The 18,406-nt window shown below is 49.9% G+C and carries 14 protein-coding genes; 6 read left to right on the top strand and 8 right to left on the bottom strand.

Annotated elements, in window-relative coordinates:
* Window positions 1-22 precede the first annotated feature (22 nt).
* Genes QFZ48_RS24540 through pafA form a run of 3 tightly spaced genes read left to right on the top strand, consistent with a single transcriptional unit; the run spans window position 23 to window position 6,046 of the window.
* On the top strand, window positions 23-2,260 hold the full coding sequence (locus QFZ48_RS24540) for a glycoside hydrolase family 20 zincin-like fold domain-containing protein (RefSeq protein ID WP_429064115.1): 2,238 nt from the start codon (window positions 23-25) through the stop codon (window positions 2,258-2,260).
* Window positions 2,261-2,273: 13 nt separating this feature from the next.
* Window positions 2,274-4,415: a hypothetical protein gene (locus QFZ48_RS24545; RefSeq protein ID WP_429064117.1), complete on the top strand. Its 2,142-nt coding sequence runs from the start codon at window positions 2,274-2,276 to the stop codon at window positions 4,413-4,415.
* A gap of 8 nt (window positions 4,416-4,423) precedes the next feature.
* Window positions 4,424-6,046: an alkaline phosphatase PafA gene (pafA, locus tag QFZ48_RS24550; protein WP_429064120.1), complete on the top strand. Its 1,623-nt coding sequence runs from the start codon at window positions 4,424-4,426 to the stop codon at window positions 6,044-6,046.
* Between the two features lie 176 nt (window positions 6,047-6,222).
* On the opposite strand, the gene QFZ48_RS24555 is transcribed toward pafA, so the two are convergent.
* Window positions 6,223-6,522 (bottom strand): DUF1905 domain-containing protein, encoded by a 300-nt coding sequence (locus QFZ48_RS24555; RefSeq protein ID WP_429048680.1) that lies wholly within the window; start codon window positions 6,520-6,522, stop codon window positions 6,223-6,225.
* Between the two features lie 145 nt (window positions 6,523-6,667).
* On the opposite strand from QFZ48_RS24555, the gene QFZ48_RS24560 reads away from it, so the two are divergent.
* Window positions 6,668-7,234, top strand: a complete 567-nt coding sequence (locus tag QFZ48_RS24560; RefSeq protein WP_429064123.1) for a hypothetical protein — start codon at window positions 6,668-6,670, stop codon at window positions 7,232-7,234.
* Here QFZ48_RS24560 and QFZ48_RS24565 read toward each other — a convergent pair.
* From QFZ48_RS24565 to QFZ48_RS24575, 3 genes are all read right to left on the bottom strand, one after another.
* A complete protein-coding gene (locus QFZ48_RS24565) occupies window positions 7,152-8,711 on the bottom strand; it encodes a serine hydrolase domain-containing protein (protein WP_429064124.1) in 1,560 nt (519 codons plus the stop codon). The two genes, QFZ48_RS24560 and QFZ48_RS24565, sit on opposite strands and share 83 nt — an antisense overlap.
* A gap of 65 nt (window positions 8,712-8,776) precedes the next feature.
* On the bottom strand, window positions 8,777-9,454 hold the full coding sequence (locus QFZ48_RS24570; protein ID WP_429048674.1) for a hypothetical protein: 678 nt from the start codon (window positions 9,452-9,454) through the stop codon (window positions 8,777-8,779).
* A 2-nt stretch (window positions 9,455-9,456) separates the two neighbouring features.
* Window positions 9,457-10,917: a patatin-like phospholipase family protein gene (locus tag QFZ48_RS24575; protein WP_429064127.1), complete on the bottom strand. Its 1,461-nt coding sequence runs from the start codon at window positions 10,915-10,917 to the stop codon at window positions 9,457-9,459.
* A gap of 136 nt (window positions 10,918-11,053) precedes the next feature.
* Between QFZ48_RS24575 and QFZ48_RS24580 the strand changes: the two genes are divergently transcribed.
* On the top strand, window positions 11,054-12,076 hold the full coding sequence (locus tag QFZ48_RS24580; protein ID WP_429064130.1) for a DUF3500 domain-containing protein: 1,023 nt from the start codon (window positions 11,054-11,056) through the stop codon (window positions 12,074-12,076).
* Between the two features lie 226 nt (window positions 12,077-12,302).
* On the opposite strand, the gene QFZ48_RS24585 is transcribed toward QFZ48_RS24580, so the two are convergent.
* The 4 genes from QFZ48_RS24585 to QFZ48_RS24600 form a co-directional block, all read right to left on the bottom strand.
* Complete coding sequence (locus QFZ48_RS24585) at window positions 12,303-13,826, bottom strand: sulfatase family protein (RefSeq protein WP_429064133.1); 1,524 nt, start codon at window positions 13,824-13,826, stop codon at window positions 12,303-12,305.
* Window positions 13,827-13,925: 99 nt separating this feature from the next.
* Window positions 13,926-16,310 carry an ABC transporter permease gene (locus QFZ48_RS24590; protein ID WP_429064136.1) on the bottom strand — a complete coding sequence of 795 codons (2,385 nt, stop codon included), beginning with the start codon at window positions 16,308-16,310 and terminating at the stop codon, window positions 13,926-13,928.
* Between the two features lie 27 nt (window positions 16,311-16,337).
* The gene (locus tag QFZ48_RS24595) at window positions 16,338-16,700 is read right to left on the bottom strand and encodes an AAA family ATPase (protein ID WP_429064139.1); all 363 of its coding nucleotides are present in this window, start codon (window positions 16,698-16,700) and stop codon (window positions 16,338-16,340) included.
* Entirely contained in the window at window positions 16,606-16,899 is a 294-nt protein-coding gene (locus QFZ48_RS24600) for an AAA family ATPase (RefSeq protein ID WP_429064142.1), read from the bottom strand. Before QFZ48_RS24600 ends, QFZ48_RS24595 begins: the two co-directional genes overlap by 95 nt.
* Before the next feature lie 101 nt (window positions 16,900-17,000).
* On the opposite strand from QFZ48_RS24600, the gene QFZ48_RS24605 reads away from it, so the two are divergent.
* Window positions 17,001-18,326 carry a sensor histidine kinase gene (locus tag QFZ48_RS24605; protein ID WP_429064145.1) on the top strand — a complete coding sequence of 442 codons (1,326 nt, stop codon included), beginning with the start codon at window positions 17,001-17,003 and terminating at the stop codon, window positions 18,324-18,326.
* Window positions 18,327-18,406: the final 80 nt, after the last annotated feature.

The raw sequence follows: 18,406 nt of genomic DNA on the forward strand, positions 1-18,406 counted from the left end.
ACAATCATCAGTTTATGAAATAATGAGAGGATTCCTGATCATATTATTTTTCATTCCGCAACTTTGTGCCGGGTCTGTATTGCCACCCGTAACCATTGTGTCAAAAGATAAACAGGTTGCCGCGCAGGTATTACAGGAAGAAGTGAAACGCCGTACCGGCCTTGTATGGCCCATCACAGCGCAGGCGCCGGAAAATGGCATGGTGATCCTCTTTCAGACAAAGCCATGTGCACCGGAATCGTATCATATCCATAGAACAGGCCGCATTATTCTCGTAGAGGGAGATGGCTCCCGCGGATTGTTATATGGGGCGGGCTATTTGCTGCGTATTATGCAGTACCGCCAGAAGGCGGCGATGTTGCCGGAGGAGATACATGCAGACGCCACACCAGAGAAAGGAATCCGCGGTCACCAGATCGGATACCGCAACCTGGCCAACTCCTACGACGGATGGACGCCGGAGCAATATGAACAGTATATCCGTGACCTCGCCATCTTCGGGGCCAACAGTATAGAAGCGATTCCGTTTATGCCGGCGTCGCCGCATTTCACCGTTTCTTCCAACGAGATGACCCACCGGATCAGCGGGTACTGTAAAAAATACGACCTGGATTTTTCGGTGTGGACACCCGCAACGTTTGACCTGAAGGATACTATCAAGAGGCATCATTTCCTGATGCAGTTTGATACGCTGTTCCGCGAGACAGTGCGGCTGAATGCCGTATTTTTTCCTGGCGGAGATCCCGGCAACAACGCACCGCAGCTGGTGCTGCCGCTGCTGGAGGAGTTGGCGGTTCCGTTAAAACAGTATCATCCGGAAGCCTCCATCTGGTTATCGCTGCAAGGCTACGATTCCACGGAATGCGCTTTCGTTTATTCGTATATCCATCAACATAAACCATTGTGGCTGGGAGGCATTGTAGTAGGGCCGTCCAGTCCTTCGCTGGAAGATACCAGGGCAGCTTTGCCGCCACAGTACAAGATCCGTCACTACCCGGATATTACCCATACTGTTCGCTGCGACTATCCCGTAGTATGGTGGGACCCGGCATTTGCGTTTACCCTTGGCCGTGAGCCGGTGAACCCGCAGCCGGTATATTATGCAAACATTTACCGTTTTATTGTGCCTGATATGGATGGCTTTATCAGCTACTCCGACGGCGCGCATGACGATATTAATAAGATGCTCTGGAGCATGCTTGGGTGGAATAGCAAGGCCGATGTGCGGGAGATGATGATCCAGTATGCCAATTACTTTTTCCCTTCTGCCTCACCGGAATTAATAGCAGACGGGATCCTGGCGCTGGAAAAGAACTGGGAAGGACCGGTAGCGGATAACGGCGGTATAACAGCCACGCTTACACTGTGGCAACAACAGGAACGGCTACACGCAGAGTTGGCTGGCAACTGGCGCTGGCAAATGTGTTTGCTGAGGGCGTATTACGATGCGTATACCCGTGAACGTGCCATCCGGGAGGCCACGCTGGAAGCGGAGGTCAACCGCACCTTGCTGGAACATAAGGGCAATGAGATAGCCAACGCCGAAAGGATATTACAACAGGCAGATCAAAATGTGAAGCTGCAATGGCGGGATCGTATTATAGCATTGTGCGACGACCTGTATAAATCGGTATCCCTGCAAACCAGTGTGGCAAAGTATAAAGCCGCCGGGCCGGAACGCGGGGCGGTACTGGATTTCCTGGACCGGCCGTTGAATAACCGCTGGTGGCTGGAAGATAAGTTCCGTTATATTAAAACGCTTCCTTTGGCTGAGCAGCGTAAGGCGCTGGATACTTTGGGGAGATGGGAAAACCCGGGGCCAGGCAGCTTCTATGATGATATTGGCAATGTATCGAAATCGCCGCATGTAGTCCGGAAGGAAGACCTGCACACGGATCCGCTGATGCGCCGCAGTGATACGCCGGGTTTCGACTGGTGGGAGGGTGGTTACAGCCGCCAGCGGTTGTCGTGGATGGTAAGCCTGCGCTGGCCTTCAGCCATGCGTTATGATCACCTGGATACTACCGCGCATTACGTAGTAAGAATAACGGGTTATGGCGAAAGCCTGCTGCGGGCGAATGGCGTATTGCTGAAACCATCTCTTTATAACAAAGGAACAGGAGAGATAAAAGAATTTCCCGTACCTGCTGATATCAGCAAAAGCGGCACACTGCTGCTGACATGGGATGATATCAATGAAGAACATTTAAACTGGCGACAACATTCAAGGGTTGCAGAAGTGTGGCTCATTAAATTATAAAATTATTATTGGGATGAAGAAAATAGCTTTCCTGGCAGCAGCTGTGCTACTGTCGTGCTCCGCCCGTGCCGCGTCTGACCAGCCTTTTATACAGGCGGTTTCCGTTAAGTACAACATTCCGCAGGGACTGGAGCTGATTAAAGTAATCACCGACTATAACGATAACGTGCAGGTGCTTACGAAGCAAGGCTTTTATCGCCTCAGCGGAAACGACCTGGTGCGCGATCTGCGCTTCCGCCCACTGGCACAGAAGATCCCCGTGGATGTTACCACGCAGGAGGGAAGCGGCCATTTGTATTATCTCTACGCAGATAAATGCCTGACCAACGGATATGCGGGTATCCCGTATATTAATCTCCCGCAGGGGAAATTTAACCGGGTGGCGGTAGATGCTGCCGGTCGTATGCTGTTGTCGGGCAAGGATGCATTAGCCATTGGCAACAATGGAAGGCTGCAGGAGCTGCCGCTGATCCCGGAGGGGGTGCAACGGATGGAAGCCAACGGAGGTACTTTCTTTATCTTAACCAATAAAGCGGTGTATGCGCTGAAAGATCAGCGTTTTGTGGTGGTGCATACGGTGAAATATGCTACTGCCATGGCTTTCAAAGGAGATGATATCCTGCTTGGTACGGCGAATGGCTACTACAGTATTAACCGCAATACAGGTGATACGAGTATGCCGTTGCAAACACGTGTGCCCGTTCCCGTTATTAATGAACTGCTGGTGACGAATGGGCATATCTGGGCTGGTACCGGCGCCGGCGCTTTTATGCGCACTGATTCCGGCACTTACCGCTACTTCGCCTCCAAACGCTGGCTGGATCAGGATATGGTAAAAAGTATGGCTGCCGACAGCCATGGGGATGTGTATGTACTCACCGGTACCGGTCTTAATAAAATTGCTTTTATACAACAAACACTGGCGCAGAAAGCGGCCTACTTTGAGCGTAAGATACGCGAGCGGCACATCCGCTATGGCTTCATTGCCAACCTTCACCTGAACCCGCCGGGAGATGTGGGATCAGCTGAAATGGCGGATACGGATAATGATGGTTTGTGGAGCAGCTTTTATCTCGGCAGTCAGGCTTTCCGGTATGCGGTTACCCATGATCCAATGGCTAAAAGATATGCCTGGGAAGCTTTTGAAGCATTTGAAAGAATTTTATCGATCAACCAGTTAACAGGTTTTCCTTCCCGGACATTTGAAAGAAAAGGATATAAAAATTCTGATCCTGAAAGATGGCGCGACTCACCCGATCCCGAATGGGAGTGGAAAGGCCATACCAGCAGCGATGAGTATGTAGCCTATATCTGGATCACGGCGATATTACATGAAATGGTGGCGGAAACGCCGGACGAAAAAAAGCGGGTCACTGCTTTTATTGATAAGATCATGACACACATTGTGGATCATAAGTATACGATGGTGGACATCGACAACAAGCCCACACTGTGGGCGCGCTGGAACCCGGAGTACATCAACTGGTACCCGACCACCATTGGCGACCGGCGACTGGGCAGCACCACTATCATTGCGGGTTTGCAGCTGGCGTATCAGCTGACCGGCAAAGAAAAATATAAAACAGAAGCCTATAAGCTGCTTAACAGGCACGGCTATCTGAAAAATATACAGATCGACTACCGCACTATCAAACCAACACCGGGATACCTGCACCAGGGAATTGATATGGGCATGGGCGACTGGAATCATTCTGATGATGAGATGGCCTTTCTTACTTATTGGGTGCTGTATAAATACGCCTTCACGGATGAGTTGAAGGCACAGTATAAAGGCGCTATCCGCAATCACTGGGAAGTGGAGCAACCGGAAAAGAATGCCGTATGGAATCTGATTGCGCTGGCTACCTCGGGCGATTACGACGCCCCGGCTACTACCTGGTGGCTGCAAACTTTCCCGATGGATTTGATCACCTGGAAGGTTACCAATTCGAACCGTAAAGACATTACACTGCTTCCGCCTAATTTCCGGCATCAGTACACAGAAGTACTGCTGCCACTGGATGAACAGCCGGTGCATCGTCATAATGCCAATGCCTTTACCCTGGATGGTGGCGGCAATGGTGAATCCGAGCTGGCGGGAGATGAATATTTGCTGCCTTATTGGATGGCGCGTTACCTGAAAATACTGGACTGATTTAAAATATGAAACAGATACAACAACTTTATGCAGCGGGCATCCTGGTGTTGCTGGTGGTTACCGCAGCCGCGCAGGCGCCCGCATCCAAACCAAGGATTGTAGTGGGCATGATGGTAGACCAGATGCGTTGGGACTACCTGTACCGGTATGCCGCAAGGTATGGGAATGGTGGCTTTAAGCGCCTGTTGCGCGAGGGTTTTAAATGTGAGCAAACGTATATCAATTACGCGCCCACGGTAACGGCCTGCGGGCACACGTCGGTGTATACCGGCAGCAGCCCGGCGGTGCATGGCATCGTGGACAACGACTGGTACAGCTGCGCGTTGCAGCGATCCGTGTATTGCACGGAAGATAGCACCGAAACCACGGTAGGAGCAGAAGGGAAAGCAGGGAATATGTCGCCCCGCAATCTGCTGGTGTCTACTGTTACAGATGAGCTGCGGCTGGCGACCAATTTCAAAAGCAAGGTGGTAGGCGTTGCGTTGAAAGACAGGGCCTCTATTCTTCCTGCAGGTCATACGGCCAATGCAGCTTTCTGGTATGATGGCAAGTCGGGTAACTTTATTTCCAGCAGTTATTATATGAAAGCATTGCCGGAATGGGCGCAGCGTTTCAATGAACAACAGTTGCCCGTGAAATACCTGGCAAAAGGCTGGGAAACACTATATCCCATCACCACCTATACACAAAGTGATGCGGACAATAAAGACTATGAAAAATCATTCGGTCATGAGACAGCGCCGGTGTTTCCACACACTTTCACCGGCAGGGAAAAGAACGCCATACGTACTACTCCTTATGGCAACACGCTTACTTTTGCCTTTGCCAAAGCAGCCATTGAAGGCTATGGCCTTGGCGCCGGTATGGAAACAGATTTTCTTGCGGTGAGCTTTTCTTCTCCCGACGCCGTAGGGCATCAGTTTGGACCTAATTCAATCGAGGAAGAAGATCTATACCTGCGTCTTGATAAAGACCTGGAAGCATTCTTCACCTATCTTGATAAAAGATTCGGCAAAGGCAACTACCTCTATTTTATCACCGCAGATCACGGCGTGTCACAGTCGCCTGGCTTCCTCGAAGAGCACCGGCTGCCCACCGGCCTGCTGGATGCAGACATTGTATTGAAGGATATTAATACTGCTATCGCTGAGCAATTTGGCGTAGCAAAAGGCGTCGTAGCTTTATCGGCCTACCAGTTATACCTCGACCGTTCCGCCTTTGCGGCGCGGAACATTCCGCTGCAACAGGTTATCGCATTAGTAACGGAGAAGCTGAAAGCAACTCCCGGTATAGCCGATGCCGTTAGTTTGCATGATCTTGGTACGGCTGCATTGCATGAGCCTTTACGCACCATGCTGATAAATGGGTACAATAAGCAGCGCGGCGGTGATGTGATCCTGCTGATGCAGGCCGGCTGGAAAGATGGAGGCCGGAGCGGCGCCACACACGGCTTATGGTATCCTTATGATGCGCATATTCCGCTTGTATGGATGGGCTGGGGGATAAAGCCGGGTAGCACCTACCGTACCACCGGTATGACAGATATAGCGCCTACCGTGGCGGCATTGCTGAATATCCAGGTGCCCAGTGGGAATATCGGGAAGGTGATTTGGGAGATGTTTAGGTAGGTTTGGTGTTGATTGGCGATATAACGGACAGGAGTAACAGTTACCTCAAGGTTACTTCTCCCATGCTTCAGCCTTGCGTATATCCTGGAGTATCCATGCGCTATCAATACTGTTAGCATGCACTCCCCATGCACTTCTGATGCACTCCCCATGCACTATGAATACACTATGCCCCCTTAAAGCCGCTCCGTAAGCTTCACCGTTACGGTATCCCCGGCTTCTTTTCCCAATAGCTTTCTCAGTTCCACTTTTACCGGCAGCTTATGGGTGCCGTCGCCCAAAGCCATAAACGAGCTTTGAAAAGGGTGGTTGTCAATGGTGCCTTTTACCTTTACCAGGCCACGGGTGCCGAAAAATGCCACAGAATCCGGCCATATTACGTAAGTCCAGCCACCGGCATTGGGGCTTTTCAGTAGTGTTGCGCTAAACTGCTTGTTCAGCTTGCCTTTTGCTGGTTTTTCTTTTACAGTTGCCATGTGAATATGATTTTGTAAGATAAAGGTAGCGCTGTTACCGTGATGCGAGGGTGGGTTAAAACGACATTCTTGAGGGCGATATGCGACAATTGTGAAAATAGGAAATCAAATGTTTAATTTGTGGCAGTTAAATATATAATTCTACATGTCTTACCTGAAGGTTTGTTGCCTCTTACTTGTTTTTTATCAGTCCGGGACTGACACCCGGCACATCATGGAGCGGTACCGGAAAATCAATGCCGGTATCAGAACGTACCGCCAGGTAGTGATAGATACAGAGGAACGAAGTACAGAGGGCGGAGCGGTGACAGGCTATTTTTCCGGAGATAGCATTGTGCTCATTGTAGAGGATGTGTACGGGGAGATGGGAAAAAAGCGGACCGAAATCTACTACGATCAAGGGACGCCGGTATTTATTTATACACGGGACTACCATTATAACATTCCGATGTACGACAGCTCTTTTAGCAGTAAAAATATCAGGATAGAAGAAGACCGGGCTTATTTTCAAAAAGGCAACATGATCAAATGGATCAATAAGAAAAAAGTCCCGCTCACTAAGCGGGACCAGCTCTTTACCAACCATGAGCAACAGGTACTAAAATATGCAACGCGTTTGCATACCCGGCTTAACCCTTCATCACTCCACTCAACGGTTTCCGGCTATCGGCCTTTCCGGCAGACATGGCAGTTAAGCTATCCAGGAATGTAACGGTCAGTTTATCTCCTTCAAAAACACATTGAATCCTGTCGCCGTGCAGCGTTTCCACAAAGCGCAGGTTCAGTTGCAACGTATTATCATTGATCCAGGTGGCGGTGCCGGCTACTTTGGTGGGCTGATGATTTAATCCCACTTCCGGAAATTTATAGTGCTGCCGTTCTTTGCTCAGTACCCATTTTTCCCAACCTAAACGGATACTGGCTAGGCCTTCGGTTGTTTGGGTAGTCCAGGTGCAACCGGCTGGTGAGAAATCGAACTGCATGGTGGTGGCGTTAAAATCGTTTTTATCCAGTGTCCAGGTTTTGTGCTGGTACCGGGAAGCAGTGTCTTTAGCCATGTTGCCGGTTACCACGGGCAAGGCTAAACGACCCAGCGCTGTTTTGAGTGCCGCCTGCTCTGATGGATTGTCCGGCAGCACGGTGTCGTGCAGTGCGGGGAGCAGGTGTTCCCAGATGATGTTGAGGGATTGCTGCATATCGGCGGTTTGACTGGTCACAGCCAGCACCGCATCTTTATCAGGCATTACGATGCAATACTGTCCGAAGGCGCCATCGCCGCGGTAGGCGCCGTGCCTGCATTGCCAGAACTGGTAGCCATAGCCCTGCGCCCAGTCGCCATTACCTTCCTGGGAGGAGGTTTGGTAGCCGGTGGCATCTTTTACCCAGCTTTCGGAGAGGAGTATTTTGCCATTCCATTTTCCTTTTTGCAGATATAGCTGCCCCAGTTTGGCGATATCTGTTGTTTTAACGCGGAGGCCATACCCTGCGGTATTCAGTCCTTGTGGCGAGGTTTCCCAGTCGTACCCGGTAATGTCCAGCGGCTCAAACAGGCGGGGACTGAGGTATTGTTCCAGGGTTTGCCCGGTGATGGCGTGGAGTATTGCGCCCAGCATATAGGTGGCGCCGGTGTTATACAGGAAATGAGTGCCGGGTTCAAATTCCACTGGTTGTTCCAGGAAAGTTTGTACCCAGGTTTTATTTGATTTAAGCATGGGTGGCAGGGTGTCCGCGCCATTGCCGGTGTTCATGGTCAGCAGGTGTTTGACTGTCATTTTCTGCAGGTTAGGCGACGGAGTAGCCGGTATGTCTTTTGGGAAAAACGACACCACAGTACTTTGGATATCCAGTTTGCCTTCCTTTACCAGCATGCCGATCGCGGTGCTGGTAAAGCTTTTCGACAAGGAGTACAACGAGTGCGTAAATTCGGCCGAGTAAGGATTCCACCAGCCCTCGGCCACAATATGCCCGTGCCTTAATAATACGAAGCTATGCCAGCTGATGCCGGAAGCATTGGCAGCTTCGATAAAAGAGAGGATGCCGCGGGACGATACCCCCTGTGATTCAGGAAGGGCGTGCGGCAGCAACACGGAAGGGCGCCATAGCTGGCCAACAGGGCCCAGCACAGGAAGAAACCCGATCCCCGCGAGGCCAAGCCCCGCATTTTTAATAAAATGTCTTCTGGATTGCATTGAGTTCATGGAAATTAGCGTGAAACGTGGAATGATTAAATAAATTTACATCTTACTGATAGCTGTTATACCACTGGTGCTGCATCTTCCGAGGCTTTGCGCCTGCCGGCTATAACCTGCGCTATAACAAATACAACTCCTTCACCTGTCAGTATTAACAGGTAGTGCAGCGAGCTGGTTTCATATTTTCCTGACACCCAGAAAAACAGCAATGCGGAGAATGCGCATACGGTGCCGGTTAATAACAGGATCCATTTGGCAAACACCATTTGTTGATATGCCTTGTGTACTTCGGGTGTGGAGGGCGTTACGCCTGGTTTTATTTTATTCAGCAGGTAGCAGTTTTCCATTACATCAAACAACCACGCGATGAGCTGAAGCCATGCCAGGCATTCAAAAAATATTTCGCCGGCAGGCGTCATTTTATTTGCCACCTGAATGCATAACAAAAAGATGCTGCCATAAAAGGCAGGCATAAAAAGGAAGTCGACCCACAGCTGTCCGCGGAGGGCTGAAAGCGTACGTGATTGCTGCGGGGCAGGCAATGCGTAGATCCCTTTGATCAGCTCGGGAATTTCTTTGGAAGAAGCAGGGAACTGCAGATCGATGATACTGAACTTGCGCACCACTACATCCATGAGGTAGAACTGACGCGCCTGGCGGAGCATAATAAAAGCGGTGAGCAGCAACAGTGCCGCAGAAAAACATAACCAACACCATGCATTTGAAATAACAAGTTCCATATTTATTTTTTGAGTTGGATTTGAAGATCGGTACGGTCGTTTTTATAGGTTTCCCAGTCGAAGTTTCTTAGAAATTCACAGGCCGCTTTGGCGCCAAGCACAAACATGTCGATTTTATCTTTATCAGACAGGAAAAAGTTGAGCCAGTTGTACTGATCGGACGACAGGTCCACTTTTCCCACGCCGCGCTGATACACTTCATTTTTAAGCAGGAAGTCTTTATCGTAATAGTTGCGGATAGTATTAAACATCCGCCCGAAATACCCGGTGAGCGACCAGCTGAAGGCATTTTCCTGTTTGTCGGCGGGCTTGCTGTCGTCCAGGTCGATGCCAAAGGAGGGCAACCTCGGCACCGTTACGTTGGGATTAAAAAAGATGCTGATCGGGAAATTAGACAGGATGCCCCCATCTACAAAGCGGGCAGTGGAAGGCGGCTGCGTGATACCGAAAAACTTTTTCCACGCGTCTTTGATCCGGATGTCGTTTGCCGGAATATCATTGATCATATAAGATTCAAAGAAGAGGGGAATAGACATGGATGCGCGGATGAATCCGGCAGGGGAGAGTGTATCCACATCCGTGCGGAACAGTGAGCACATGGCAGGGAACTGGATCTTATTTTGCGTAACCAGTTCGGAGGCAATAAAGGTGACATCTCCTTTCAGTTCTTCGAGTCCGCTTTGATTAGGTACGCGCAGTTGCAGCGCCGGGCAAATGGCCGCTTTCCTATTCAGATCGCTCACCGTAGCCACCTGGTTCTCCAGCAGCAACCGTTTGATCCAGTCATAAAAAACATCTCCCGGATTTATTCCATACCCTGAATTCTTCAGTCTTTTAAAAAGATCAATCAGATAAGAAACACCAATGCCAATCACCAGCGATAAAAATCCGCTGAGAATAAAACAGATGCCGGTCCATACATACAGCGCGGGATATTTGTTGCTCAATCCCACCAGCACCACGTCACCCACTATCAGTAATGCAAATGCCGCCAGTACCACCAACAGCTTATTTTTGGCTTTATCGATATAGTTTTTCCGGGTAATAAAATTTTTGATCAGCGTGCGTGCCGCGGGATGTCCATCTACCAGGGAAAAGAAATCCAGGTCGCAGATGGCCTGTAATACTTCCGCTGATTTTTTATCAGATTTATTTTTAATCACTGTAATCAGCGCCGTATTAATGGCTCCAGCGCTGGTACCGGCCAGCCGGAGGAAACGGATACCCATTTCTTCCAGGATATAGGTATATCCTACGAGGGCAATGCCAAATACGCCGCCGCCTTTCTGTACCAGGTTTACATATTGATGACCATCGGCATCCAGCACGTCAGAAACGATGAGGGGCCTGCCACCACTGGCAGCAGGATCAAAAGTTTGCTTTAAACTTTCCAGCTCCGCAATCACTTCGTGGTGGTAAATAAAATCGGATACGGTTAATTTAACAGGGTTTTTCGGCGGCATAATGTTATGTATAAGGGGTATCCTTCTAAATTAATCATTTTTTTGATTTTTTTCATTCCGGCATAAGGTTGCAGAATCGTTGCTGATCGACTATATTTATCTGTTATTATTTTTCCACGTTATTCAAATGCTCCTTATGCACCGGTTGGTCCTGTTATTCATTATTGGTTGTTGCGTATTCACCGGGCCTCTCCGGGCGCAGGAGATGTCTGAAAAGGCAAACCGGTTTATCCGGTTGCTCAGTAAAGCGCAGCAGGCACAAACACTTTTTCCTTTCGATACCGGTGAACGCTATCATTTTGCGTATGTTCCCCGGGACGACCGGAAGGGTATTTCTGTAAATGAGCTGAACCCGGCGCAACGAAAAGCGCTCATGGATTTATTGAATACGGCGCTGAGTGAAACCACCGTGAAAAAGGTGAATGATATCATGCAGCTCGACCAGGTATTGAAACAGCTGGAACACCGGGAAGAGAACGATCATTACCGTGACCCCGGCAAATACTTCGTCACCATTTTTGGTGTGCCTGCCGCCAATACTATCTGGGGCTGGCGGTTTGAGGGGCATCATGTGGCATTTAATTTTTCGGCAGATAAAAAAGAACTGGTAGCGGGCACCCCGGCTTTCCTGGGCGCTAATCCTGCTATTGTACTGGACGGACCACAAAAAGATAAGGAAGTACTGAAAGAAGAAACAACACTGGCCTTTGACCTTGTGCATGCCCTGTCGCCAGCGGAGTTGCAGAAGGCGCTGGTAACCGCCAAAGCGCCTGCTGAAATCATTACGGGCAACAGCCGCAACGCCATGATTGCACACCCGGAAGGCATCCGTTTTAGGGAGTTGAGCCCCGCACATCAGCAATTGTTACTCCAGCTCATTAACGTATATGTGCATCGCTTCACCAAACTGTTCGCCGATAAAATGCTGAAGGATATCCAGCAAGATGGTTTGGATAACCTGTGGTTTACATGGGCCGGAAGCACAGTACATGCCTTGGGCAATCCTTGCTACTACCGCATCCAGGGCCCCGGCCTCATTATCGAATACGACAATACCCAAAATAACGCCAACCACATTCACACCATCGTACGGGACCTGAAAAACGATTTCGGCGGCGACCTGCTGCTGGAACATTACAGGGCAGCCCATGCGAGATAATGCAGCGGAGGTTGTCTTTCTCACTGATTACGCTGATTATACTGATTTGCTTGATTTTTACTTTTGGATTTTATACGGATTTTAAAGGATTTTGGGAGATATAAGCGGATATTTTCGCTCATATCTCCCAAAATCCTTTAAAATCCAAAAAGTAAAAATCAAGCAAATCAGTATAATCAGCGTAATCAGTGAGAAAGACAACATCCGCGGTGAACCCCTATTTAACTTATGGCTTATCGCGTATTGCCTGGAGTTCCGCAGCCAGTGCGGATGCTTTGGCAGGATATTGTGCGGCTACGTTCTGTTGTTCGCCGGCGTCGGTGGTCAGGTGGTAGAGTTGTGGGGCGGTGTCGTTGCCCAGTTCGATGTTGACATCGCGGTCGAGTTTGGCGCCTTTGGAGGGTGAAATATATTTCCAGTCGCCGGAGATAATGGCGAGGGTGCCCGCATGTGTAACGAGGTAGCGGCGGTTTTGACGGGATTTGCCCAGCAATTGTTGCAGCATGTCGAAGCTGTCCGGTGCTTCACCGGGTTGGATGGACTGGCCGGTTAAGCGGGCGAAGGAAGCAAAGAGGTCCAGTTGACTGATCAGTGTGTTGGAAGTTTGTTTTGCTTTGATGCCGGCAGGCCATTTAACGATGAAAGGTACCCTGGCGCCGGCTTCAAAGGCGCTGTATTTGCCGCCTCTCAAAGGTCCTGCGGGGTGGTGGTTGCCGGCCAGTTCTGCTGCCTGGTCCAGGTATCCGTCGTTGAGCACGGGGCCATTGTCGCTGGAAAAAATGATCATCGTGTTTTTTGTGAGTCCAAGGCTGTCCAGCGCTTTTACAATTTCGCCTACGGTCCAGTCGAGCTGTAATATAGCATCTCCTCTCAGGCCCATGCCGCTTTTACCCCGGAACAAGCTGTTAGGGTAACGGGGTACATGGATATCGCCGCTGGCGAAATAGAGAAAGAATGGTTGTTGTTTATTTTTGCTGATGAAGTCGATGGCTTTGCGGGTGATGATCCCGGCAATGTTTTCATCTTTCCAGCGGGCGCTGTTGCCACCGCTCATCCAGCCGATCCTGCTGATGCTGTCTACGATGGTTTGGTTATGTCCCTGGTGGGGATCGGGATGCATGCGCAGTTTTTCCGGATTTTCCAGGCCGGTAGGATCATTGCCTGTTTTATGTTTATAGTTTACTTCGATAGGATCATTGGGATCTGCATTTACTACGTGGTGATCTTCCACAAATACACAGGGCACACGGTCGAGGGTAGCGGGCATAATAAAGGAATAGCTAAATCCTGCTTCCAGGGGACCGGGGCTGATGGATTTGTTCCAGTTGATGCCCGTGCCGTCGCCAAGACCTAGGTGCCACTTACCAATAACAGCGGTCTGGTAGCCGGCGTCTTTCAACATGCCGGGAAGGGTACGGCGGTCGGTAGGAAGGATCAGCGAAGCATCGCCGGGAGCGATGCCGGTATTCTTTTGCCGCCACGGATACTTGCCTGTTAAGATGCCGAAACGGGAAGGGGTACACGTAGCAGAGGTAGCATATGCATTGCTAAACCGGACGCCCTGCTGCGCCAGCCGGTCGATGTGCGGTGTTTGGATCCTTTTCATACCGTAGCAGCTTACATCTCCATATCCGAGATCATCTGCATAAATAATAACGATGTTAGGTTTTTGCTGCGCAGATACCGTTAGCGAGAGTAAACCGCATAACAATCCGGTACTGATTTTTTGAAAGAAAGTAGTCTTTGTCATCAGGATAATTGTTCACTTTTAGCCCCAGATAGCGGAGGGGTGCCGGGCATAAATATAGTTTTTTCCTGCTGAAATGTCCGGCGTTGTTCCTTTATATTATCAGCCGGCATTCAGGTGTTTCAACGGATTAGCGCCAACAGCGCGGATTACCTGGAAGCTAACCGTAGCCAGTGCAATGAGTAACGTAAAACTGCCTGTAGCCACAAAGATCCATGCGCTGATACCGGTGTGGTAGGCAAAGCCCTGTAGCCAGCGATGGATCACTATCCAGGCCAGGGGAGCGGCTGTTATAAAGGCAATAGCTACCAGTTGCAGGAACTCTTTTGAAAAAAGGGTGATGATGCTGGTCACACCGGCGCCCAATATTTTCCGGATACCGATTTCTTTCATCCGTTGATGGGTAGCAATATGCGCGAGCCCGAATAACCCGGAGCAGCAGATGAGCACCGACAGTAATGCCGCCCAACGGATAATTACTTTCCAGCGTTGGTCCTGCGCATATTCCTGTGCATTCAGGTCGTTGAGGAAACTGTAGGTAAAGGCGGTTTCAGGCAATGCCTTTTTATATGCGGCCGCCACTGCGGTTAATGCGGCCTGTTGCCTGCGAGGGTCCAGTTTTATCCATACGTCGCCGCCATACCAGGGGCTCATGATCATCACCATGGGTGCTATGCGTTCGCGCAGGGAGCCGGCATGAAAATCTTTCACCACGCCGGTGATGGTCCTCATTTCCTTATCAAAATATTCATCCGTGCGGATGGGTGTTCCAATGGGATTTTGGAGCCCGGCAGCTTTTACAAAGGCTTCGTTTACGATTACGCCATTGGACCAGTTGTTTGTAAAGTTCCGGCCTTCTTTGAGTGTAATGCCCAATGCAGCCAGGTAGTTTTTATCGATCACCCGGTGGACGGCTGCGATCTCTTTATCATGAAGATGTACGGCGCTGGCGCCACCGCGTTCACCTCCAAAGGAAAGGCCGGTGATGCCAGGTTCACTGGCCAGTTCATTTTTCAGAATATCCTGTACCTGTTTGAGGTTGCGGTCGCCGCTGATATGCGTTACCACTACCTGTTCGGGACGATAGCCCAGGTCTTTCGATTGCACATAATCCATCTGCCGGTAAAACAGGGCGGTAACAATGAGGAAAAATACGGCCAGTGAAAACTGCGTGACAATCAGTATTCGTCCGGGTATATTCCTGCCGGTTAGCGGCTGGTGCCCGGAAAAGGCTTTTATGGCGCTGAATTTCGCCAGCACATATGCCGGGTAAGCACCGGTTAATGCAATGATGAACAACAGCAATCCGGCGGCGGCCAGTCCTGTTAGCGGCTGCAATATTGCCTGGATAGCAATGGCTTTTCCGGACAGTTCATTAAATACCGGCAGCGCGGCGGCGGCCATCAGAAAGGCCAGCAGCAGCGCGATGGCGCAAAGCAGCGCGGATTCTGTCAGGAACTGATTGATGATTTGTATACTGCTACTTCCATTAATTTTGCGGACACCTACCTCTTTGCTTCTTCTCAGGGACCCGGCGAGTGTAATATTGATAAAATTAATACCCGCCATTACCAGGATAAATACGGCGATGCCTATAAAGATCCAGGCAAATACGGGGTTGCTGCCGTTGATCACACCGCCTTCGCGGTTACCGTCGGGGGAGTAGAGCGGATGAAGGTGAATGTCGGTGATCCGTTGCAGGCCAAACCTGAGGGCGGTGGCGTTATTATCTTTTGCATAGGCTGTCCCCACCCGGTTTAGTTGCTGCGTAACTGTATTTATGGTGGCATCGGGCCGGGTAACCACAAATGTGCTCAGGTATACATTGTTCCAGTCGGTGTCGTTAAACGACAACTGCATAAACCGGAAGGGGAGCAATACATCAAACCTGATAGAAGAATGTATGGGAGGGTCTTTCACCACGCCGCTGATCACCAGTGGTTTTCCGAGGCGCCGGGCAGAAGGGTCGGCGTCCATCCGGAGCAGCTCACCTGTTACATCGGTACGGTTAAAGTATTTCAGGGCCGTACTTTCTGTAATAACGGCCGATCCAATGTCGTTGAGCGCAGTGGCGGAATCGCCTTTTACCAGGGGAAAAGAAAAGACCTGGAAGAAGCCGGGGTCTACAAACAGGAGCTGTTGTTTGAGTACTTTGTTGCCGGCAATGATATCCCCGTAAATATCTCCGCCCATCACCCGGGTGTAGGCGGTTATTTCCGGTACCTGCGCTTTGAAAGCCGGGCCGTGTAACTGACCGGTGCTGCCCGTCCACTGCGGACTGCCACCTGGTTGGGTTACAGCAGTGGTGATACGGTAAAGATGTGGATTCTGATGATGAAACCGGTCGAAGCTGTTTTCATCTTTCAAATATAAAAATGCCAGCAAAACACAGCTGATACCAATGGCCAGGCCAATGATATTGATGCCTGCATACAGCTTGTTTTTCCGGTGGTGACGAAGGGCTATTTTCAAATAGTTAAAGAGCATACAGGAAGATAATATTTTTATGGTTGTTTATAAAGGAAGATGCAGGGTGCTATCCAGTATAAATGCCGCCCTTTCCGCCACGGTGGTTTCGGGGAGCTGAACCAGCTTATATTCCAGCCGGCTGTATACTTTTATCATGCTTTCATAAGTTTGCACGGCTTCCTCAAAAGATTGTTTACGTTCCTTATCGTGTTCATAAATGGCTTTCCACGGAGAGGCGAGGAATACGGTTTGATGGTACCTGTATAAGGCGGCCGCCTGCTCCATTTCTTCCGGAACGGGCAGTCTGCATAGTTCAAGATAACCGATGGTATCGGCAATGCCCCGGTCGAAAAAATACGGGGCGGCCGGTGGCTGGCTGTTCCAGGTAATCCTGCAGAGACTGCTCAAACATCAGCCGGGCAAATGCCTGCCGGTTGACCCAGGGCAGTGCCTGCCCGCCGGCAGCTACCTGCTGCCGGATAATTTCCCGGCCCGTTTCCGGAACGGTGATATGTCCCTGTTCACGCAGCGCCGCTATGATAGCGGTTTTGCCCATGCCGGGCCCACCCGTGACGATAAAAAAGTGATCTCTTACTTTTTTGTTCATCTTAATAAATTAAAAAAATAAATAATTGGATTAAAGGAAGTGGGGAGGGGGGTAAAAAAATATTCCACCGACAAACGTTATAAAGTATCTTTACGGCATCTATGCTGCAGGGAGTCAAGCAATTTCTATACCGTTCAGCCGAATATCACTGGAACAACATCGTGAATGTTGGTGTGCATCCTGCTATGCCCTATATAGAATCCAGGCGCACAAAATTATTGAATTTATTGTCATTGCCCTGTATTCCTTTCATGTTTTTTTATTGCATCTTAAATACGATCCAGGGCAGGTATATACTGGCGGGCCTGAATGCCATTACCACCACTACTTCCGTGCTGGTACTGATATTCCATAAGTACCGGATGTATCTTAGTGCAAGGATAGTGTTGATCTGTATCAGTATCCTGATCTATACGTTTACCGGTGTTTATTTTCATAACGGGGCGGAATATTTTTTACTGAACATCCTTTTTATCGTAATCCTGATTTACGATAATAAATGGATAGTGGGGAGCCTGAGCCTCCTGGTGATCACGGCTTTTATGCTGATTATATTTATGCCGCGGTCGTGGTACCTGGCGCCACCGGTGCCGGTGGAAAGGGTATGGTGGAATGTGGCGGTGGCATTATTATTTGTGGTGGTGGCACTTAGCTTTTTTAAGTATATCCAGGCGGACTACCAGCAGGAAATTGAGCAGCAGCGACAGGCATTAGTGTCGATGAACAAGGACAAGGAAAAACTTTTTTCTATTGTGGCGCATGATATCCGCAGCCCGCTGGCTACGCTGGAAAGCCTGCTGGACATGTTCCGGAAAGGACAATATCCCCGCGAGGACATGGAGGAAGCGGCAGATGTGTTGCACAAAAAAGTATCGCAGCTGGGTGTTACGCTCGACAACGTACTACGCTGGAGCACCCGCAGCATGAAGGGGATCCAAACCCGGCCCCGGCATTTTTTACTGGCGCCCGTGGTAACAGAAGTGCTTCATTTTTTTGAACTGATCATACAACAAAAACAGATTACAGTAGAATTGCAGATACCCGTAACTACTGCTTTGTATGCGGACCGCGACCAGGTGTCGGTGATCCTCCGGAATCTCTTCAGCAATGCGCTGAAATTTAGTTATACCGGCGGGCAGATAGAAGTAATGGCGGTGATAGCAGAGGATGTGGTGATTACTATTACCGATCACGGTGTGGGCATGTCGCCGCAGCAACTCAGCACCCTGTTCACTTCCCACCAGCATCCGAAGTACGGTACAGATGGGGAACGTGGCACGGGCCTCGGCTTATTGCTCTGCGGGGAGTTTGCGGCGCAAAATGGTGGCACTATTAAAGTAGCAAGTTTGCCCGAAAGCGGCACCAGCTTTACCCTGCATTTTGCTAAAGGGGATTTTTCCCCGGAAGACGAGGCAGCTTTCAATTAATACATTATTGCAGGGCTTCCTGCATGCGGATCGGTTACCAGCGGGGATACTTCCTGACCCATCAGGACACTACAGGATAG

It is taken from the genome of Chitinophaga sp. W2I13 (assembly GCF_050434005.1).
Taxonomy (GTDB): domain Bacteria; phylum Bacteroidota; class Bacteroidia; order Chitinophagales; family Chitinophagaceae; genus Chitinophaga.